This is a genomic window from Lysinibacillus sp. FSL K6-0057 (assembly GCF_038630885.1).
Classification (GTDB): Bacteria; Bacillota; Bacilli; order Bacillales_A; family Planococcaceae; genus Lysinibacillus; species Lysinibacillus fusiformis_F.
The window spans coordinates 1,558,499-1,579,111 of record NZ_CP152047.1 but is presented as its reverse complement, the minus strand read 5'-3'; the positions used below and the strand labels follow the sequence as shown (position 1 = coordinate 1,579,111).

The 20,613-nt window shown below is 38.9% G+C and carries 22 protein-coding genes; 6 read left to right on the top strand and 16 right to left on the bottom strand.

Annotation, left to right across the window (positions count from 1 at the left end; all coding sequences use genetic code 11):
* Positions 1 to 8: 8 nt before the first annotated feature.
* From MHB40_RS07455 to MHB40_RS07425, 7 genes are all read right to left on the bottom strand, one after another.
* Positions 9 to 1,550, bottom strand: coding sequence for an aminotransferase class V-fold PLP-dependent enzyme (locus tag MHB40_RS07455; RefSeq protein ID WP_342443003.1), 1,542 nt, complete (start codon positions 1,548 to 1,550; stop codon positions 9 to 11).
* A 5-nt stretch (positions 1,551 to 1,555) separates the two neighbouring features.
* Positions 1,556 to 2,116: a glycerol-3-phosphate acyltransferase gene (locus MHB40_RS07450; protein WP_342443002.1), complete on the bottom strand. Its 561-nt coding sequence runs from the start codon at positions 2,114 to 2,116 to the stop codon at positions 1,556 to 1,558.
* Positions 2,117 to 2,173: 57 nt separating this feature from the next.
* Positions 2,174 to 3,139, bottom strand: coding sequence for a YpdA family putative bacillithiol disulfide reductase (locus tag MHB40_RS07445; RefSeq protein ID WP_342443001.1), 966 nt, complete (start codon positions 3,137 to 3,139; stop codon positions 2,174 to 2,176).
* A gap of 113 nt (positions 3,140 to 3,252) precedes the next feature.
* Positions 3,253 to 4,011: a metallophosphoesterase gene (locus MHB40_RS07440; RefSeq protein WP_342443000.1), complete on the bottom strand. Its 759-nt coding sequence runs from the start codon at positions 4,009 to 4,011 to the stop codon at positions 3,253 to 3,255.
* Between the two features lie 143 nt (positions 4,012 to 4,154).
* Entirely contained in the window at positions 4,155 to 4,886 is a 732-nt protein-coding gene (locus tag MHB40_RS07435; protein WP_205442334.1) for a LysM peptidoglycan-binding domain-containing protein, read from the bottom strand.
* A gap of 86 nt (positions 4,887 to 4,972) precedes the next feature.
* Positions 4,973 to 6,415, bottom strand: a complete 1,443-nt coding sequence (locus tag MHB40_RS07430; protein ID WP_342442999.1) for an ATP-dependent DNA helicase RecQ — start codon at positions 6,413 to 6,415, stop codon at positions 4,973 to 4,975.
* Entirely contained in the window at positions 6,416 to 7,447 is a 1,032-nt protein-coding gene (locus MHB40_RS07425) for a helix-turn-helix domain-containing protein (RefSeq protein WP_342442998.1), read from the bottom strand. It lies immediately after the preceding gene.
* 106 nt (positions 7,448 to 7,553) lie between these two features.
* On the opposite strand from MHB40_RS07425, the gene MHB40_RS07420 reads away from it, so the two are divergent.
* The 3 genes from MHB40_RS07420 (at position 7,554) to MHB40_RS07410 (ending at position 9,481) form a co-directional block, all read left to right on the top strand.
* A complete protein-coding gene (locus MHB40_RS07420) occupies positions 7,554 to 7,802 on the top strand; it encodes a ferredoxin (RefSeq protein ID WP_004232564.1) in 249 nt (82 codons plus the stop codon).
* Between the two features lie 138 nt (positions 7,803 to 7,940).
* Positions 7,941 to 8,534, top strand: coding sequence for a hypothetical protein (locus tag MHB40_RS07415; protein WP_342442997.1), 594 nt, complete (start codon positions 7,941 to 7,943; stop codon positions 8,532 to 8,534).
* Between the two features lie 164 nt (positions 8,535 to 8,698).
* Positions 8,699 to 9,481: an SDR family oxidoreductase gene (locus tag MHB40_RS07410; protein WP_342442996.1), complete on the top strand. Its 783-nt coding sequence runs from the start codon at positions 8,699 to 8,701 to the stop codon at positions 9,479 to 9,481.
* Positions 9,482 to 9,533: 52 nt separating this feature from the next.
* Here MHB40_RS07410 and MHB40_RS07405 read toward each other — a convergent pair whose 3' ends face one another.
* The gene (locus MHB40_RS07405; RefSeq protein WP_342442995.1) at positions 9,534 to 10,262 is read right to left on the bottom strand and encodes a sulfite exporter TauE/SafE family protein; all 729 of its coding nucleotides are present in this window, start codon (positions 10,260 to 10,262) and stop codon (positions 9,534 to 9,536) included.
* A 14-nt stretch (positions 10,263 to 10,276) separates the two neighbouring features.
* A complete protein-coding gene (locus tag MHB40_RS07400) occupies positions 10,277 to 11,476 on the bottom strand; it encodes an MFS transporter (protein WP_205442328.1) in 1,200 nt (399 codons plus the stop codon).
* Positions 11,477 to 11,775: 299 nt separating this feature from the next.
* Between MHB40_RS07400 and MHB40_RS07395 the strand changes: the two genes are divergently transcribed.
* Together MHB40_RS07395 and MHB40_RS07390 are read left to right on the top strand one after the other, a co-directional pair.
* Entirely contained in the window at positions 11,776 to 12,600 is an 825-nt protein-coding gene (locus MHB40_RS07395) for a methyl-accepting chemotaxis protein (RefSeq protein ID WP_205442327.1), read from the top strand.
* Between the two features lie 16 nt (positions 12,601 to 12,616).
* On the top strand, positions 12,617 to 13,162 hold the full coding sequence (locus tag MHB40_RS07390) for a GNAT family protein (RefSeq protein WP_342442994.1): 546 nt from the start codon (positions 12,617 to 12,619) through the stop codon (positions 13,160 to 13,162).
* Positions 13,163 to 13,203: 41 nt separating this feature from the next.
* Here the strand turns inward: MHB40_RS07390 and MHB40_RS07385 are convergent, their stop codons facing one another.
* Together MHB40_RS07385 and MHB40_RS07380 are read right to left on the bottom strand one after the other, a co-directional pair.
* Positions 13,204 to 14,748, bottom strand: a complete 1,545-nt coding sequence (locus MHB40_RS07385) for a flotillin family protein (RefSeq protein WP_205442325.1) — start codon at positions 14,746 to 14,748, stop codon at positions 13,204 to 13,206.
* A gap of 15 nt (positions 14,749 to 14,763) precedes the next feature.
* On the bottom strand, positions 14,764 to 15,294 hold the full coding sequence (locus tag MHB40_RS07380; RefSeq protein ID WP_004232545.1) for a hypothetical protein: 531 nt from the start codon (positions 15,292 to 15,294) through the stop codon (positions 14,764 to 14,766).
* Between the two features lie 154 nt (positions 15,295 to 15,448).
* Here MHB40_RS07380 and MHB40_RS07375 point away from each other — a divergent pair, with 154 nt between their 5' ends.
* Positions 15,449 to 15,826, top strand: a complete 378-nt coding sequence (locus MHB40_RS07375) for a hypothetical protein (protein WP_342442993.1) — start codon at positions 15,449 to 15,451, stop codon at positions 15,824 to 15,826.
* Between the two features lie 150 nt (positions 15,827 to 15,976).
* On the opposite strand, the gene MHB40_RS07370 is transcribed toward MHB40_RS07375, so the two are convergent.
* The 5 genes from MHB40_RS07370 to MHB40_RS07350 form a co-directional block, all read right to left on the bottom strand.
* A complete protein-coding gene (locus MHB40_RS07370; protein WP_342442992.1) occupies positions 15,977 to 16,711 on the bottom strand; it encodes a hypothetical protein in 735 nt (244 codons plus the stop codon).
* 171 nt (positions 16,712 to 16,882) lie between these two features.
* Positions 16,883 to 17,689: a phosphonate ABC transporter, permease protein PhnE gene (phnE, locus tag MHB40_RS07365; RefSeq protein ID WP_342442991.1), complete on the bottom strand. Its 807-nt coding sequence runs from the start codon at positions 17,687 to 17,689 to the stop codon at positions 16,883 to 16,885.
* A 10-nt stretch (positions 17,690 to 17,699) separates the two neighbouring features.
* Positions 17,700 to 18,515: a phosphonate ABC transporter, permease protein PhnE gene (phnE, locus tag MHB40_RS07360; RefSeq protein ID WP_342442990.1), complete on the bottom strand. Its 816-nt coding sequence runs from the start codon at positions 18,513 to 18,515 to the stop codon at positions 17,700 to 17,702.
* The gene (phnC, locus tag MHB40_RS07355) at positions 18,472 to 19,275 is read right to left on the bottom strand and encodes a phosphonate ABC transporter ATP-binding protein (protein ID WP_342442989.1); all 804 of its coding nucleotides are present in this window, start codon (positions 19,273 to 19,275) and stop codon (positions 18,472 to 18,474) included. The genes phnE (MHB40_RS07360) and phnC overlap by 44 nt, the downstream gene beginning before the upstream one ends.
* A gap of 101 nt (positions 19,276 to 19,376) precedes the next feature.
* Positions 19,377 to 20,417, bottom strand: coding sequence for a PhnD/SsuA/transferrin family substrate-binding protein (locus MHB40_RS07350; RefSeq protein ID WP_342443709.1), 1,041 nt, complete (start codon positions 20,415 to 20,417; stop codon positions 19,377 to 19,379).
* Positions 20,418 to 20,613 lie beyond the last annotated feature (196 nt).

Sequence of the window (20,613 nt, the reverse complement as noted above, 5' to 3'; positions counted from 1 at the left end):
ATTTCTAATCATACTTCGATCACCTGTTCATAATAGCTCAATATCTCGCTAAGTCGAGCAAAAGCTTCATCAAAATCTGGTTGTATCACAGAAAATTGAATGAAATTCTTTTGTCGTAAATACGGGCTTTCACCATGAACGAATAGTCCGTTCAATGCTAAATCAAGAAGTAGGTTAGCATAAGTATTAGGCAATTGAACCGTTATCAGCATCGGATATTGAATTGTTGGATATTGAAATTGCATGATTGGTAGTTGCAGCAGCGATTGAAAGCGTTGCTGTAGCTGCTCATAGCGTGCTGGATAGGCTTGCAATGCCGTATCCACATTGCCCAGTAATACAGCAGGTAACGTAAATGGTATGGCACCTTGCTGATAATTTGCTAAATCAAGATAAGCAGGTAGTGTAGCAGATGAGGGTGCAAGTGATTGTGAAAACACAAATGCTAGCCCACTTAACGCACCAATGGCCTTGCCACTCACAGCCGTAGCTAAATAGCAGTCTTGTAAGGAAAATGGCATGGCACCGAACGAACTGATACAATCTATACATAACTTTACATTGTATTGTTTAGCTAGTTTATTCAGAAGGCCTAAGTCATTACAAGTTCCTGTGGAAGTCTCCCCATGCACTGCCAGCATCCACTGATAAGACCCCGTTTCAAGTAGTGAAGCCAGTTCTTCGCCATCAAATACTGTACCCCACTCTTTTTCTACCACCTCAAAATGTAATGACCAACGAGCGGCTTGCTTGCGTAAACGCTCACCGAATTCACCATTTGTTAGAATAAGCCCCTTCCCTAATTGCTGTGCCTTTAGTTGAGCAAGCATCACTTCATTTGCCAGCGTTCCTGTCCCAACGATTACACCAACATGATGGGCATTCGATAAATGCAGCAACTTCTTCTGTACTCGTTCATAAAGCGCATTAAAAGGTAGCGAACGATGTGATAACTCGGAATAAGCGATTGCTTCTAATTGCTTCACTGGCCCTGGATAAAATGTAGAGGGTTCCGTCGTTAGTCTATGTTGTAATGATTGCTCAAATTCATTTCTTGTGAGCACCATCGGTAAAAACAAAGCATCCTCTACTCCGACAGCTGGCGCAAACTGTTTAAAACCCATCTGCTTATACAGTTTTTCCTCTCTCGTAGTACCTGAAATCACTGCAGCAGTATAGCCTTTTTCGTAGGCAAATGTAGTTAAGGCTTGTGTAAGTTTCAATAATACTCGACCCGTTCGATAACCTTTCTTCACTGAAAGCAAACGAATTTCACAAAGTTTCGCACAATTTTCCTTTGGTAAATACTGTTCGACCCTACCAATCTTTTCATCAATCGAAAATGGTCGTTGATCTCTAAACGCGACCATGCCAATTAATTCTGTTTCCTTATAAACAACGACATACGTATTTTCCTGGTGAAATCGGTCCACTTTTTTTCTTGTTGGATTTACCTCATGCTGAGGAATTTCTTCCACAAATGTTTCATAATTCAATCGAGCGATCGCCTCAAATTCCTCATTTGTTTGGGCAATTTTACACCAATACATTTTCTTCACGTCCCTCTTTTCAATGACTCCTGAATATTAGACATATGCTTAATAAGCATGCACACGATGGCCACGATTAAAAGTCCATACGACTCTATTTTCCCAGCTTGAATAATTGCACCTAGATAGAAAATAAATCCTCCAACCATGCCAAGCGTCAAACTTCTTGTAAACGCAGATAGAAGTACTGTTCCAATGATCATCCATAAAAATAGGCTCGGTGATAAGGCAAGACCAACACCAATAAAAGTAGCTACACCTTTTCCTCCATTCAATTTCAGCCAGATTGGAAATAGATGTCCTATGATTACCCATGCAGCCCCACCAATAATGACCCATTCATCCAAATGCCACATATAGCCCAACCCGACTACAAGTACACCTTTCAATGAATCACCGAGAAAAGTCCAAAGAAAGGCCCCTTTCCCAATCACACTACCCGCATTACGCGCGCCTAAATTTTTACTACGCTCTTCCTGCAAATTGACACCATATATCTTACCAACGAAATAAGCAGTCAAGATGTTTCCTATTAAATAACTCAAGACCCAATACAAGCCAATCAATGCGTTTCTCCTCTCTAAAAAGGCTGTATAAGCTACATGCCTATACAGCCTTGATCATTATTTTTTTCTCTGTTCAATAATTCGAGCGATACATTCACCATGGAAACGGCCATTTTCAATAAAAATTTCATTGGCATTATTTCCTGCTGCAATCACACCTGCAATGAATAATCCTTCCACATTGGTTTCCATCGTTTCAGGCGTAACATAAGGACGCCCTGTTTCTTCCTCTATCTCCACTCCCATTGCTTTAATAAAGGAATGATCAGGATGATAACCAGTCATAGCAAAAACGAAATCATTTTTTACTACCTTCTCTTGACCATCTACTTCTAAAACAACCTCATGCTCTCGTATTTCTACTACATTTGTATTAAAAAGCATGTCGACTTCTCCAATTTTGACTACCCCTTCAAATTCAGGTAGTACCCACGGCTTGATGCTTGGAGAATATTCACTGCCACGATAGGCAACCGTTACACGAGCGCCCGCTTTATTTAATTCTAGAGCGGCATCTATCGCTGAATTTTTACCACCTATCACAAGAATATCCGTATCAAAGAATTCATGTCCCTCTTTAAAGTAATGGAATACTTTAGGTAACTGTTCACCTTGGATATTTAAATAATTTGGATGATCATAATAACCTGTTGCAATGACAACATATGGCGTTTCATACGTATCCTTATCAGATGTAACAGTAAACATATCCTTATTTTTTACAACACTTTGTACTTTTTCGAAGCGATTAACTTGTATATTTTTTAAACGGACAACCTCTCGATAGTAGACAAGGGCTTGATTGCGTTTCGGCTTACGTCCTTCAATTATAAATGGCACATCACCAATAGCTAACCGTTCACTCGTACTAAAAAATGTTTGATGTGTAGGGTAATGATAGATGGCATTCACGATATTTCCTTTTTCAATCACAATAGGTTGTAATCCAATATTTTGCAAAGCTATTGCTGCTGCTAAACCACATGGGCCTCCTCCAACAATAATTGCATCTGCTTGCTGCATTTCTTGACACTCCAATCGAATTTGAACAGCAAAAATTACTGTTCCATGCTTTCACATTATCATAGAATAGACGATACCTTTTTATTATACGCCTTCTCATAGGATTTGGTTGGTTATTTACTCGAAATATCAATGTCAATAATATGACATTGCGGTTTCGCACCAAGTCGAAAAGGCACTAATGTCGTCCCATAGCCATTACTTACTAAAGTCATAACACCATCACGCTGACGATAGGAACCATTTGGATGGACACCATATGGGCCGAATCGGATTTGCCCTCCGTGTAAATGTCCCCCCATCATTAAATCCGCACGAAACTTTGCACGAACTTTCGCAAAAACCCCTGGATTATGCGCAATGAAAACAACTAAATCCTGTTCTCCTACCTTGGCAAAGGCTTTTTCGAAGCTATATTCTTTTACGGTTGTATCCTCAATTGCACTCAACCAAAAGCGATTTTTCAGCGGAAGTAGTATGGCATCATTGACAATTATTTGAACCTGATATGCCTGTAAAATGTCCTTCAGCCTTTCTTCCCCAATTTCTCTGTCATTATTGCCCCAAATAAAATAGGTTGGTCCCAGGGACGTTAATAATGTTAAATTTTCATGAATACGATCAATTGGTGTACGGCTATCTGCAAAGTCACCGCCAATAATTACTGCATCAAAATGCTGTCCCTGTAACTGTGCAATCATTTTCTTACTTATTTTACGTAAATGAACATCTGAAATAAAAAATAATCGTACCTTTTCCTGTTCACCTTGTAATGAAAGCTGGTGAGACAATACATTATTTTCATATGCCACCTTCCACATATAGAGTAGAAGGGCGATGACTACCAAAAGAAATAGCCCTAAATATAGCATTTTCTCACTTCTCCTTACGACAGCAAAAAGGCGATTCGTTTCTTAAGAAGAATCGCCTTTTTGCTAAATCAGACGTACGTTTTGGTGTGAACGTTTGTCTGTTATTTTATACTAGAAAAACTATATAACCATAAAAAATTCTATTAAGGTAGCTTAATGACTTGCCCAACCATGACGGTATTAGAAGACATACCATTGGCAGCACGAATTTTAGCTAAAGTCGCTTCACTGCCATCGCCATAATGATTTAATGCAATTCGGTATAAGTTCTCATTTGCTTTTACAGTATGTGTACTTGCTTTAGCATTTTGCTTTGCTTCTTGCGCTTTTCTAGCTTCTTCTGCTTTTTTGGCTGCCTCTGCTTGTTGTTGAGCTATTCTCGCTTCCTCAGCTTTTCGAGCTTCTTCTGCTTTTTTTGCTTCCTCTGCCTTTTTAGCCTCTTGTGCTTTTTTCGCCTCTTCAGCAGCTTTTTGTTCAGCTGCTAATTTATCGGCATCTTTTTGAGATTGCTCCTGAGCCTTCTTATCCCCCTGAGCGTCTTGACCCTTATCATTTTTATCTTTATCAGACGCAGATGCCTCTGAAGGATCTAATTCGACAACCTGTTCAGCTGTGTCCTTTTCAGCTTGCTCAATCGTTTTTCCTGGTTCATAAAATTTCCAAAAATAGATAAGGATTGTTAATGGTATCAAGATAAAAATAACAAAAAGAATCGTCATTAACGGTGTTTTACGTTTCGAATTTTTTGGCTTTTTGTTTTTATTACCATTTTTATTCATTCTGGAAACTCTTGATAAGGATTGCTGTTCTTTTTGCTCATCTTCAAATGATTGACGATGCTCTTCTATTTTATCGCGATAATCTTCTTTATTCATTCGCCTTTCCCCCAACCTTACTACGCTTTCTATCATCTCTATTATGACGAATTTTACGAAAAAAGTAAATGACCGTCAGTTTTAGTCTAAATACCCATTAATAGTTGCTGCAATCGACTTTCCCATGATGCCATTTCTACTTTCTTCTTCTCTTTTAAGCGTGTTTTCTTGATTACATCATAATGGATTCCACAATTTTCACAACAGTTTTCCGGTTTTTCCTGCAATTTTTGCCCAAAATACCCGACTAAATGTTCACGAATACAGTCTTTTGTCTGTATGATTTTAAGCATTTCATTCACTGCATGGTATTTCTCTAGGGCTAAATGATTTAGTCGAGCTTTTACTTGTTCCGTAGACTCTCGTTGAACCCAATAGTCTAACACACGGAAAGCCGTCTCACTCAACTCCCCGTTTTTTAGCATTTGGGCTGGCTGTATTTGCTGGGATAGCAGCTCCTGATAGCGATCTACATGGTGTAGTGTTGGTAAATCGCCTGTCACAACAAATTTAGCTAGCTCCTCATCACCATCACTATACAGTAAAATGGCAAGTGCAGATTGACCATCACGCCCTGCACGTCCAATCTCCTGCATATAATTCGCTATATTAGCAGGCATTGATTCATGAATGACCTGCCGTATATCAAGCTTATTGATTCCCATGCCAAAAGCATTCGTTGCGACAATCCAATCCAATTCACCAGCTATAAATTGCTGTTGGATAAATTGACGGTCCTCCGCCCCATAGCCAGCATGATAGGCAGCGACACGAATGCCTGCTTGTAAAAAGGCTTTACTATATTGTTGCGCACGTTTACGTGAGGAAACATATAAAATACCAGGACCCGCCGTTTCTGTAACATGCTGCAAAAGCCATCTAGCTTTATCGGCCTTATCCTCCACTATTACACGACCTAGATGAATATTCGGGCGGTCAACATTATACATAAACTCGAATGGCGCTTTGAGAGATAAAGTTTCTCGTATATCTCGAACAACCTTATTGGTTGCCGTAGCGGATAATGCCAACATGGGTGGACGATTTTCTCTCGATAACCATTCACCTATCCGTAAATAATCAGGTCGAAAATCAAAGCCCCATTGTGATATACAATGCGCCTCGTCTACTACGATTAAACCTAGCTTCATCTGTGCCAGTTTATCCTGTACCTGCTGCTGGAGCAACATCTCCGGTGAAGTAAAAATAAAACGATATTGCTCTAAATAATGTAATACATAGCGTTTCTCTGTTAGAGATAAAAAGGAATTTAAAGCTACCACCCTCTTTTCCCCAAAACGCCGGAGCTCTTCCACTTGATCCTGCATTAAGGAAAGTAATGGTGAAACAATTAACACTGGCTTCTCTAACATATAGGCTGGTAGCTGGTAGCAAAGTGATTTTCCCATCCCTGTTGGCAACAACGCAATGACATCTTGTTCTTGCAGTAAAGCCTCAATGACCTCTTTCTGCCCTGGTCGAAAGGATGAATAACCAAAATGCTTATGCAATAATTGTTCAAGCTCCATTTATACTTCTCCTTTCGCAAGGACAAGCCTTAATTGAAAATAACTCATATCGTTTAAAGCTTCATGTAATATTTTCAATTTTTTTGTTTGATATTGCTTCGATGCCTGCCACACTTTTTGAGCTTCTTCATAGGAGACGAATGGGCCAATAGAAAAGTTCGGTTCGTACATGGCTAATTCCACAAAATGATCCTCAATTGTGCTTTGTTTTAGCTTTCTCATTCGAACAATTTGCTCCATCGAATAACCTTGTTCATATAATTGTGCGGTTTGTTGCGCAGAATCTGTTAGCAATATTTTAACTTTTATTCCTTCTGTCACATGCCCCAGCATTGGATAATCATCCATTTTTTGTTGCACTTCATTTAATAATATATGTAGGGTTTCAATAAAAGCCAATTGACTATCTAGCACGGTTTCCTTCCGTTCATCTGCAAGCTGTTGCCATGTCCATCCTGGTAATTGATAACCACTTAAACGATAAAGAACAAGCTGTTTGCTTGCATCTGAAACAGGGAGAATGTTTAGCACGTGGTTACATTCTGCCAATAATTGCTGCTGCAAATGCCCTTCCTTGTAATGATGATCCTGTAAAAATGATCGCACCCATGCTTGAATCATTGTGTCTCTACTTATCGGTGAAAAGGCACGAACGGCTGCAGCTTGATGTGACAAACTTTGCACAATAAGAGAGAGCCTTGCAAAGAACACATGCTCATTTCCTCGATAGTGCCAACCATCAAAGAAAAAGGTTGGCGTTTGTTGTGCATGTTGTAATCCTAGCTTTTCCATGTAAAAATGACCAGATTCCTGCACTTTTAACCAACTATACTGCATAAATAAGGTTACAGCCTCGTCGAATGTAGGACGAGATAGTTTAGGTAATAGGCCAAAATATTGATGCAGTTGAAAAAGACCAATATCTTGAATTGTCTGGCCTGAACGCTTCCCTCTTAGGACATGATAGGCAGCCGAAATCGTCCGCTCCTTATTGAGTTTTTGAAAGATTTGCAATAAAATTTGATGAAACATTGACGCAAATTCCTCCAATTTAATAGTATTTAAGTTGAAATGTAAGATAAACATCTTTAAAATGAGTATGAAGCTTTGTAGGAACATCGTTAAAGGAGAGAAAAAAATGGCTAAATACACAATAGTTGATAAAGATACATGCATCGCTTGTGGCGCATGTGGAGCCGCAGCGCCAGACATTTATGATTATGATGATGAAGGTATTGCCTTCGTTATTTTAGATGATAACATGGGAACTGCTGAAGTACCAGAAGATCTATTAGAAGATATGCAAGATGCTTTTGAAGGTTGTCCAACAGACTCTATCAAAGTAGCAGACGAAACGTTCGATGGCGATTCATTAAAATTCGAATAGTCTTCAATTGATGTATACCCTAGAAGGCATCCTTCAATGGATGCCTTCTTAATTGATTAAAATACTGGTTAACTTTTGCATCAAGATAATAAGCATATGGTCCATTGCTATACATACCAATCTATTGGAGGAATGTGAATGTTTGAGCAGTTACAAGTTGAGCATAGTTTATTTTATATTGACCAAGACCATATGAATAGATTTAAAAATCTTGCTGCAAAATGGCAATCGATATTTCCAGATGTGTGTGCGAAATGCTTGAATTCAGTAGACGCATGGGCAAACGTGTTAAATAACTGGGTTTTCTTAAAATCACAGCAGACCGATGAGCTCATTCTCAATCCTTCTAAAGCCATCTACTATTCCATCAATACATTCTTACTAGATGAGCTTCAAAAAATTCAAATAATTCAAAAAATAAAAGAATGTGAGAATGATGATTTTCAGTATTTTGCTGCCTTTCAATTAGGCAATGCAATTGATTTATGGGTGTATAATACACTTAAAAAAAGTGCAGAGTCTGATTTGTTAAAATCTCAAAATCGAAAACCTTATTTCCTCGCTTTTTTAGACGATGATTTTCAAACTGACAATGCTTTATTCCATAAAAATCAAACAAGAGCAATCAAAATATTGGCCCAGGTCATTCGGTCACAAAATTGCTTTAGAATCACTGTCAGCAGTGCCATTAATCGAGCAGTAGATATGTATGATCATTATGTAACAAAATAAAATAGCACACTTTTCAATTCGTCTCTACTGTGAAGAGATGAATTTTTTTTGCTCTGTAAACTGCGTCTCTTTTCATCTTGTTATTGCAACGATATTTTATGTATGATAAGATTTTAGTAGTTGGTACTAATAACAGATATTATCTCACAAAGGAGTTCTTTATAATGATGGATAATTTATTACAATTAAAAGATAAGAACATTGTTGTCATGGGCGTAGCAAATGATCGCAGTATTGCTTGGGGCATTGCAAAACGCTTATTTGACGTTGGTGCAAATGTCATCTTCACGTATCGTCAAGAACGCTCATTAAAAAAATTACAAAAACAATTAGAAAATATCGGACAATCTGATTCTCTTGTTGTTCAATGTGATGTGAATAGTGATGACAGCACAAAAGCAGCTTTTGATGAAATCGGCTCAAAGGTTGGCATTATTCATGGGATTGTGCATTCAGTGGCTTTTGCGCATGCAGAAGATTTACACAACCGTTTCCTTGAAACAACTCGAGAAGGCTATGCATTCGCACAAGATACAAGTGCCTATTCACTTATTTCCACAGCAAAAGCAGCTCATCCATATATGACAGAGGGTGGTTCTATCGTTACGATGAGTTACCTAGGAGCAGAACGAGTGCTTGATGGCTACAATGTTATGGGTGTGGCAAAGGCGGCATTAGAGGCTTCTATGCGTTATTTAGCTGCTGATATCGGCCAAGATAATATTCGCGTCAATGCTATTTCAGCTGGTGCGATTCGTACACTTGCTGCAAAAGGTGTTCCTTCCTTTAACACAATTTTACACAAAATCGAAGAAACAGCTCCTTTAAAACGTAATGTTCAACAAGACGAAGTAGCAGATATGACGATTGTGATGCTATCTCACCTATCCCGTGGTGTTACTGGTGAAACAATCTACATCGACGCTGGCTACAATATTATGGGTTAACAATAAAGAAGTATGGAAAATGAATTATCTTTTCCATACTTCTTTTTCTTTTTTATAGCATTGTCCATATCGTTTGGATCAATAAAATGAAACCTGCTGCTATTAAGAGAACATAAATTAATATTCTAAACAGCTTTTGATTTAATCTAGTAAATAACATCTGTCCAAAAATAAGTCCTAAGAAAACAATGGGCAAGGCATACATACTATAAACCCAAACCATTTTACTTGTGCCCTCAAAAATGACTTGAGAAAGTAAGCTAATAAGATAGATAAAAATATAGTAGGCTAGTGAAACTGCTCTAATGGTTTCTTTATTTCTATGTGTGCTCGCAAAATAGAGTAACAGTGGTGGTCCCGCCATCCCAATACTGGTTGTGAATATACCTGATATAAAACCAACGCCATAATCCCTACTCCTTGTTTGTTGAATAGAGAGATTTTTAATCAAGAGAATGGTAAGCCCTATTAGTAGGATGGCAATGAGTAACTTGAATGTCGTCACATCGACTAAGGCAAAGAGTAGGCTACCAAAAGGAGCCCCCACAACACTACCGATCATCACCTTCTTAAGCAACGCTACATCAATATCCTGCCTCACCTTCCATATAAGAGAAAATGAAATAACAAGGGACAGTATTATATTTATTTGCATCGCCTCTTGTGGTGAAAAAAGCAACAGTAAAAAAGGCGTGGCCATAACGGAAAAACCAAATCCCGTACTGGTTTGTAAAATAGAAGCTGCTAGGATAATGAAAAAATATAAAAATAATTCCTGCAAAATGACACCTCACATCATGTTGTGATACGTTGTCTAACAATGAATCTCTTTAATAAGAATGATAGTACACAAGCAATGAATAAAAACAGCGCAATCATCGCTATAACACCTATCCAACCATATTTCATCCAAAAAACGCCACCTATTGTTCCTCCAACACTCGAACCAAAATAATAGAAAAACAAGTAGAGTGAGGATGCTTGTGCTTTATCGTGTGATGCCCGTTTGCTTACCCAACCACTTGCGATTGAATGAGCTGCAAAAAAGCCAAAGGTGAAAATTGTTATCCCTATAATCTTTAAAGTAAGGAGTCCATTGAGTGTCACTAAGGCTCCTGCAAACATAATGGCAATGGCCAGCAAAAGCATTTGTTGTCGTCCATAACGATCAGCTAAACTACCAAACCATGCTGAGCTAAATGTCCCGACTAAGTAAATGACAAATATCCAACCTACAATTGTTGCACTTAAATTATAGGGAGGCGCCATTAATTTAAAGCCAATATAATTATAAAGTGTGACAAAGCTTCCCATTAATAGAAACCCCATCCCATAAAGACACAGCATAGAAGGATCTCTTAAATGTTGCAGTAGGGTTTTGGTCAATGCTTTTAATTGTAAAGGTCGTGCGCTAAAATGTTTGGAGCTTGGTAACATCCAGACAAACAATATACTAACAAAGAGGCTAATTCCTCCAAGCACCATCATGCCTGTATGCCAGTTATAATGGTCCGTTAATGTACCAATAATAACTCGTCCACTTAGCCCCCCTACTGAATTACCGCTAATATATAAGCCCATGGCAACCCCTAAGCTTGATGGTTCCATTTCTTCTCCTAAATAAGCCATGGCGATTGCAGGCAAACCAGCAAAAACGATACCTTGTACAACACGCAAAACTAAAATTGTTTCAAAATTAGGTGAAAATGCAAGTGCCAAGGTCAGAATAGAAGCTGCAAAAATAGAAATCGTCATCAATGATTTTCTTCCCCATGCTTCTGATAACGAACTGACAATGATTAAACTCACTGCTAACGCAAAGGTAGTTACTGAAAGAGATAAACTTGCTACAGCTGGTGAGACGTGAAATACTTCTGAAAATGTCGGTAGTAATGGCTGCGTTACATATAGGTTAGCAAAAGTAATAAAGCCTGCTAAAAATAAGGCCCAATTTGCTTTATGAAACGCCCTCGTACCCTTTTGTATATAGTCCATGAAACGCTCTCCTTCACTTCTTCCACATGCTACTATTATTCTAATACAATATTTCGTAAAACACACGTCTCTCTTGTCAAAAATTAGACAAAAACGTTTTCATTTTTCACTATGAATAGCAAATTATAATTGACAAATAAAAACATCCCAACTTTATTTAATCGTCCTTTAATAAAAAATAAATAGTTATTTTGACTTGGCAAATATTGTGCTACAGTAAATATAATCATCTAGAACCATTGTCACAATGAAGACAGATGACACAACCATTTTCATTGACTAGACTTGGAGGAATTTTTATGAAAATTATTGAAGCTTTAGCCCTTGCAACACCTTATATTCATCTAGCATTAAAGCAAGAAGCCATTGTAGCTGTTGTCGAAAAGGAAAGTGAAACAGTCGTTAAATATTTAGCAGGTAAACGTGTGGATTCAGGCTATCATGATGGACAAAAAGTGAATGCCAATGACCAAAATGTTTTCATCGCCTTTAATGGACAAAATGCAGATGTGGTGATACCAGAGGATGTTTACGGCGTAGCAATCAATGCTTTTTCATTCCCCATTCGTGAAAATGGTCAAGTAGTAGGTGCATTAGCTTTTGGCTTACCAATAGATAATGAACTCAAGCTTGAAGATTATATGGGTACGATGGATAAGATCGTCAACAGTCTACAGGATAAAGTACATACAATTGCTTCCCATTCTGAGGAATTAGCGGCCACTAGTGAGGAAATTAATAAGCAAGCACAACATGCTCTAGAGGATTCTGAAAAAACAAATGCCGTGACAGATTTAATTAAAAGCATTTCTCGTCAAACTAATTTACTAGGTTTAAATGCATCCATCGAGGCTGCTCGCGCTGGACAGCATGGTGCTGGCTTTAATATTGTGGCGCAGGAAGTTCGAAAACTGTCCTTCGAGACATCTAGTGCTACTGAAAATATAGAGTCGTCCTTACGGAATATTAATAGAAATCTAGATAATTTAAAGCAAAATATGGGACAAATCAATGATGCAACGAATGAGCAAGCACAGCTCGTACAGGATTTCAGCGAAATTATTGAAGAGTTAACCGTACTTAGCCGAGAAATGAAAGGCTTTATGCACAATGCATTAAAATAAAAATGAGGTGAACAATATGCAAATAACCATTAACCAAGATTTAGCTTTACGGATGATCACACCTGAGGATGCAGAGAAGGTTTTTGCATTAACGGATGCCTCAAGGGAATACCTGAAAGAATGGCTACCATGGCTAGATTTCACGAGGGAACTGGCGGATACGAAAGCCTATATTGAAGGCTGTATCAAGGGGCATAAAGCGAACAGTAGCCTCTCTCTGGTCATTCTCTTTAATAATGAAATTGTTGGCATTGCAGGCTTTAATACGATTAACCCTAGCAATAAAATCGGCACTATTGGCTATTGGCTGAGTGAAGGAGCACAAGGGCATGGCATCATGACCAAAACGGTAAAAGCTTTATTGCAATATGCCTTTGAAACATTGAAGCTTCATAAAGTAGAAATTCGTGTTGCTGAAGCCAATCACAAAAGCCGTGCAATTCCAGAGCGCCTCGGTTTCATTCAAGAAGGAACCATTCGCGCTGCTGAATGGCTCTACGATCATTATGTAGATCACGTTATTTATGGCTTGCTTGTAAATGAATGGCAGCAACAACAATAAAAAATAGCGACCTGATGAGACGATTCATCAGGTCGCTTTTATTAGGATTGCTCTACCGCTTCTTTCGTTTCTTCAGGTGCTTGCTTTTTTTCAAGCCCTAAAGCAATTTGCTCTAATTCTGGACGCAATGTATGCTTTCCAGCATAGCTTTCGATCAGCTCTTTTACATCAATACCCGAAGTTTCTTTTAATGTTTCTTGTAGTGTAGACATTAAATTGGTTGCATACGACGTCACCTTATTGGCGCCACTGCCTTCCCCACCACCAGTATCGACCACAGTAATCTTATCGATATTGCCAAGTGGGCTTGCAAGCTCTTTTGCATACTCTGGCATCATGCGCACAACCATATCCAGCACAGCTGCTTGACCATAGTATTCAAAGGCTTCGGCAATCTTGCGTTTAGCTTCCGCTTCCGCCAGACCTCGTAGGCGAATAATATCTGCCTCTGTCTCCCCTTGTGCTCGCTCTGCATCTGCTTTAGCAAGACCATCCAAACGAATTTTCTCTGCTTCTGCTTTTGCTAAGGATTCAATACGATATTTCTCCGCATCAGCCTGAGCAAGCTCGCGCATTTTTTCTGCAGCAGCATTTTGCTCCACCGCATAACGATCAGCGTCAGCCTTTTTCTTCACTTCAGAGTCATATTGTTTCTCACGACGTAAAATCTCTTTTTCTTCTAATTCAATTTGCTTTTGACGCTCGATAATGCGAATTTGCATTTCTTGCTCCGTCACTTCTTGCTTTGCACGAGCAGTTTCAAGTTCATAGGCTTGGTCAGCGCGCGCTTTGGCAATATCCTGCTCACGACGGAATTCAGCTACTTTTAATTGGTTTTCTTTTTCCGCTTCCGCAATTTCTGTCGCACGCTCTAGTTCTGCCTTTTGTGCTTCTTTAGACGCTTCTGCACGTTTAATACGTGTTTCTTTTTCTGCATCTGCCGTCGCAATATCAGCATCTCGTTTTACCTGTGCGATTCTCGGTTTCCCTAGTGAGTCTAAATAGCCATTTTTATCTCGTACATCCTTGATCGTGAAGGATACAATGACAAGACCCATCTTCGCTAAATCTTGTGAAGCAACACGTTGAACTTCCTGTGAGAATTTATCACGGTTTTTATAAATTTCTTCAACCGTCATGGAGCCTAAAATCGAACGTAAATGACCTTCTAACACTTCACGTGCTTCCGCTTCACGCTCCGCTTTTTGCTTTCCTAAAAACTGCTCTGCTGCCGTCGCAATTTCAGAAATAGAACCACCAATTTTAATAATGGCCGTACCATCCGCCATAACAGGTACACCTTGCTCTGTATACACCTCAGGCGTTGTCACTTCTAGTTTACTAGAAAGTAAGCTTAACGGTTGTGCTTGCTGGAAAATAGGGAATACAAATGTACCGCCCCCACGAATGATTTTAATGCGATTCCCCGACTCATCCTTATGTACATTTTTAGAGCCGAGATAGCTACCTGTCACAATCAGTGCTTCATCAGGACCCGCAGTACGATATTTTGTCACATATAAGCCTACTAGGGCAATTAATACAAATGCTACAATTCCTAAAACAATTAAAATATCGGTTGACATAGACATATCTCTCCTTTAAACAAATTTTTTCTCATACGTTCTGACAAAAAGTGTTCCGTCCTTCACATCCACCACAAGCACGGTTTCATCATAGTCAATGGCTTCATTATCATAGCCCGTTGCCCGTTTCGAAATCATGCCACTTGTCGTTTCGATGACAACCTCTCCAAAACCATCAACTGGAATTGGCACAATAACTCTTCCTAATTGCCCACCAAGCGATTCCTCTGTGTAAGCTAATGAGACATCAGCGGAACGTAGCGGAACGAGGACAAATAAATAAAAGATGGAACTTAAAATAGCGCCGATAATACATGCAGCAATGATGTTCCAAACGCTAGAGAACCAGGCTAGTTTTTCTAAAATAAATCCTGCTGCTGACATCAACGTAATGAAAGATAGAATGACACTCGGATTAAAAATGGGCAGTCCTTCCCCAATACCTTCGACTGCATCACCAAAAAACATAACCAATACTGTGGCAAGGCCGGCGAAAATTAAAACCACCAAAAAGATCTGCTCGAGTGAATAGCCAAATAGCGTCAAGTTGCTCACCCCTTTTCATCATATTACCTACTATACGGATGTACCTCAGGAAAAGTTTCAAAATTTTTCAAACTCTTCTTTAAAGTATTATTTTTTGCTTTCATTAGAACCATGTTACAATAGAAAAGTATTCTGACAACTAAGGAGATATGGCATGAAGCTTTCAACAGTCTTAAATTTTGTTATTCTAGTATTTTTTACGTTATTATTCGTTAACGATTTCTTCCCTGATACAGCTATTGCTGCGATGCTGACTAAAAAAATAATATTGCTTATATTAGTTGTACTTGTCATCATTCAACTAGCCTTCGACAAGGGTAGATATAAAAAATTATCAAAAAAGGCTTATATCGGATTAACATTGTATACAGTCGGGTTATGGATTGTTTTAACATTACTTGGCGGTCAGTCACAGATTGGCTTATCGTTCACAAGTCCTCTATTCTATATCATTGTTGTACTGCTTGGATTGGATTTACTGCGTCTTTCACGCCAAACTAAACGGGAACAAACAGAGGAGAAAGCGAAGTAAAACACAGCTATCCGTCAATCTTACGGGGCTATCCACCACTTTTGCACTTTTAACCGCTACATCTACTGTACTATCCGTCACTTTTGTCCCTCTATCCGACGCCAACATAAAAAGCATGTCTCTGATCATTTTGACAGAGACATGCTTTTCTTATGATTCTAATACATTTAAAATGGCATCCAGTTCATTGACAGCTAAATCTAGGCGTTCTTTTGCTTCGATATTTTGCTGTTTTAAGTGACTAAACTCTAGTAAATTTTTCTCATGCTTTAATTTGATAGAAGATAAACGTTCGATTCGTGCTTCTACTTTTTCTATTGCTTGCTCACAGACTGTTGTCCAAAGCTTTTCTGATTGTTGCATTTCCGTAGTTGATGGGTTGTGTTGACGCATAATTCTGGCATAGACCATTTCAATTTGTTCAATTAATTCCGAATAAAAATGGCGTTCGACGCGTGTTGTTTGGAATGTTGGGTGCTCTACCTCTTTTGCGTATGGCGTAATTTGACGAAGCAGCTTGCCAGCATTTTCTCCAAAAGCATGGGATAAATTCAAGACATTCATTAATTGCAATAATAAGCGTATTTCTTCTAGATTAATAAGTTGTGAATCGATGCTTTCTTTTAACTTTAATGACTCCATATAGCGTCGATCAAAAAGTTCAATTTCGCCGTTGCGTTGCTCTACTAAATGTACACTTGCATTGTCTTTTAAGCTTTTAATATAGCGTATGGCATGGTTTTTCAGCTCTTCTTTTGACAGCAAGTTAACATCGTCTTGTTGTGGTTTTCCTCGTTGAACATACGCAAATGCATCCATTTTTTTGGGCCATTGTGCTGCTTGGGTTTCTTCTGAGACATTATAGCGTATATAAATTCCGTGCATTTCATATCCTCCAAGTCCATTAAACAAGTATCTCTAAAGACAATAAATCGAATACGGCATTTTTTCAAGTAAAAAACTTATATAATTGAAAATCCTCTTTCTTAACAATAAAACAAAAATCCCGAATAGTCGATACTATTCAGGATTTTACTAGTTTTCATTAATTCGTACTTACCCTTTGACAAGCTTCATTCGCAAGCGATTCGAAACATACTCCACGATTAAAATAAGTAGCACAAGCCCCAATAATATAGATCCTACCTCAGACCATTTATAGGCATTCATCGCAAAAATTAATGGTGCACCGATTCCACCTGCTCCAACTAAGCCGAGTATGGTTGCATCTCGCAAATTCATATCAAAGCGATAGATCACGATGGATAAAAACAACGCTGTTAGCTGTGGCCAAATGCCATAACGTATTTTCTCCATTAATGTACAACCGATTGCTTCCATCGACTCTAATATACTTTTATCTAAATCCTCAATTACATCAACATAGAGCTTGGACAGCATCCCTATGGAGGTTAATGACATGGTTAGGACACCAGCAAATGGCCCCGGACCAGTGACTCTGATGAACATGAGACCATAGACAATGGCAGGGATCGTACGAATGATGATTAACAGCAATCGTACGATAAAAGCAATAGGCTTCGGCACAATATTAGAAGCCGACAAAAAGGCTAAGGGAATGGATAGTAATGCACCAACAATTGTACCAAGAAACGCAATAGCCATTGTTTCGATTAATAAATAAGGGATGCCTGCCGTTGTCCAATTGATGATTAATGACCAATCGGGATTCAGCAGCCCTACGAATATATTTTTAGCAATTTTTGTGCCATTTACCGATACATTCTCAAAATGAATGGTTGTTACAGACCAAATAAATAACAGACATACAATGCCAATTGTCATGATGTATGACATGCGTCGATTTGGTTCTAACTGTAATTGTTTTTCGATAGCATTCATAACATCACCTCTACATTAATTTTTTGCGGAAATATTCACTCGTTGTCTCAATGAGAAAAACGGTACAAACAAGCATCAACAAAATCATGCCCACATTTTCATAGCTTCTCCACCCTAGGCTTTCATTGAGCAGCAAACCTATCCCCCCTGCACCGACATACCCTAAAATGGATGCGTAACGAACGTTCCCTTCAAAGCAAAATAAGGAGGTCGACAAGTAGTTAGGAAGAATTTGTGGCAAGATGGCATAACGAAATGCTTGCATGGTCGTTAATCCCATCGACTGCATGGCCTCATAGGCTTCCATATTAGCGTTTTCTATTTGCTCATATAATAGCTTGCCAACATAGGCAATGGTAAATAAGAAAATGGCTACAGTGCCTGCCATCGTGCCAAGCCCAAAAATAAATGTCGCAATTAGAGCAATAATCAAGGTTGGTAAAGTTCGAAGCAAGCTTAAAATAAACTTGCACATCATCGCCAATCCTTTCTGCTGTGTTATATTGGTCGCAGCAAGTATAGCGATTGGTAAGGCACATAGAGCCCCTGCAATCGAACCAAATAATGACATTTTAATCGTATCAAAGAGGGGCTGCCATAGCTTTGATAAATAGCCCCAATTTGGCGGAATCATCTGTTGTAGGATGACAAAAAACTGTTGTATTCGGTTAACTAAAATATCTAGGCTAAAGCCCGTAATTCGAATAGCAAGTACGGTTAGAATGAATAGAATAAGCCACACGCCCGGTATGAACGAACGTTTCTCCAGTACTTCTTTGCCATTAGGCAATACTATTTTTTTCGGTGATAGCAGCTTCCATTGCATACTTCGTTACGCCTCTCTCTTGATTGGTATTGTGATAGATGAAGGCAAGCGTTTCCTCGTTGATTTCATCTGCTTGCCCATCAAAGACAATTTCACCACTACGCACGCCTATAACACGTGTTGCGTAAGCTAATGCTAGCTCTACATGATGAATGTTAATTAAAATGGTCATGTTTAGCTCTTGATTAATGCGTTTAAAATCCTCCATCACTTGTTTTGCTGTTACGGGGTCAAGGGATGCAACCGGCTCGTCAGCTAAAATAATTTGAGGATTTTGAGCAAGTGTACGCGCTAAGGCAACGCGCTGTTGTTGTCCGCCTGATAACTGATCGACACGAACATAAGCCTTATCCAAAATACCTACCTGATCGAGAGCCATTAACGCTCTACGCTTCTCTTCTTTCGTAAATATACCTAAAATTTTTCGCCAAACAGGCATATTTGGTACAAAGGAAACAAGGACATTTTTCAAGACTGATACACGCGTAACAAGATTAAAAGATTGAAAAATCATGCCGATATTACGGCGTAGCTGGCGAATGCTCTTGCCCTTTAGTTGATGCACGTTCACATGATTGACATGCAAGGTTCCCCCAGTAATATCGTGCATTTTATTAATACAACGTAGCAGTGTTGATTTCCCTGCACCCGATAAGCCGATGATGGCGACAAATTCACCTTGCTCAATTTGAAGATTAATTTGATTTAAGGCAAGTAAGCCATTCGGATAACGTTTTTCTACCCTTTTAAATTCAATCATTGTACCGCTCCATTTCTACAAGAATCTCACAGAATGAAAGAAGAATCTGCTTTCTGCGGGGTATCCGCAAGTCACAGATTCTTCACCACCATAACGGACTATTAGTTCGAACCTAAATTTTGCACTAATTCTTGTGCCTTACGCTCATTGTCATAATCACGATCCTTTGCTGCCTGATAGCCTTCATGACTATAGATTGCAATCACTTCTTTCCCTTTGTCCGTGTTGCCAATATTGATGAATGCCTGTTGAACGGCCTTTTTCAAGTCTTCCGTCATAACCTTCGAGTTTTTACTCACGCTAATCGTATCGTTATAAATGGCTGGCATTACCCCGAGTAAATCTGTCTCCTCCCAAATAGAAGCAGAGCGGCCGAATTCGCCTTGCCAGCTTTCCTCATAATCACGACGTGCGTCTGCATATGTGACCAAAACATCCGTTTGTCTTGCCGCTAAACGTGCAAAGGCACTACCATAGGAATCTGCCTGGACAACCTTCGCTAAATCAGGAATCGTCTTTTCGAAATTCTCGTGTAACCATAGTGTTGGGTAAATATAGCCTGCTGGTGAGGAAGAGGACATCACATTCCAAGTAACATCATTTAAATCTTCAAACGTTAATTTTTCACCGTTATTGACTTTTGCTGCTAATGCCTTGCCTTTCTCAGATGGACCTGCTACTAATATGGCTCTATACGAAGTGGCTTGTGTTGTTGTCGGCGCAGTTGGTTTATTTTGATTCCAATCAACTGGATTATCGGAATCATTATTTAAGCCTGCACGTGTAGCGGTTAAAATGACTTCTGCACCATCATCATAAAGCACATAAGTCCCACCAGGAATTAAGCCAATATCGGTAGTACCTGCGGATAAGGCTTCCCCTACTGCTTCAAAGTTTGTACCTACCGTAATATCGATTTCCTCTACATCAAAACCTAATTTTGCTAGCTCGTCCTTCAGTAACCCCTTTAAAGGCTCCGTTGCTGTAATGATTTCATCTGGATTACGCGAAGGCACGAAGCCAATCGTTAATTTTTCTACGGATTCATTGCCACCTGCATCTGTAGATGTCTCTACCGTTTTATCAGTATTTGATGTACTCGAAGCCTCATTTCCACATGCCATCAAAAATACAGAAAGCATGCATGTTAACGTGAAAAGTAGTAATTTCTTCAAAGTGTTATCCTCCCCATTTTTGAAATGCTTCCTCAGTATAAACAGTAAATATTTTCCTAGTATTAAAAGAGAGTAAATATATGTGTCTAATTCGTAAAATAGTATTTTGATATTGTAAATACACTAATTTTCTAGCTATAACTTTATATACTATGGGTATACT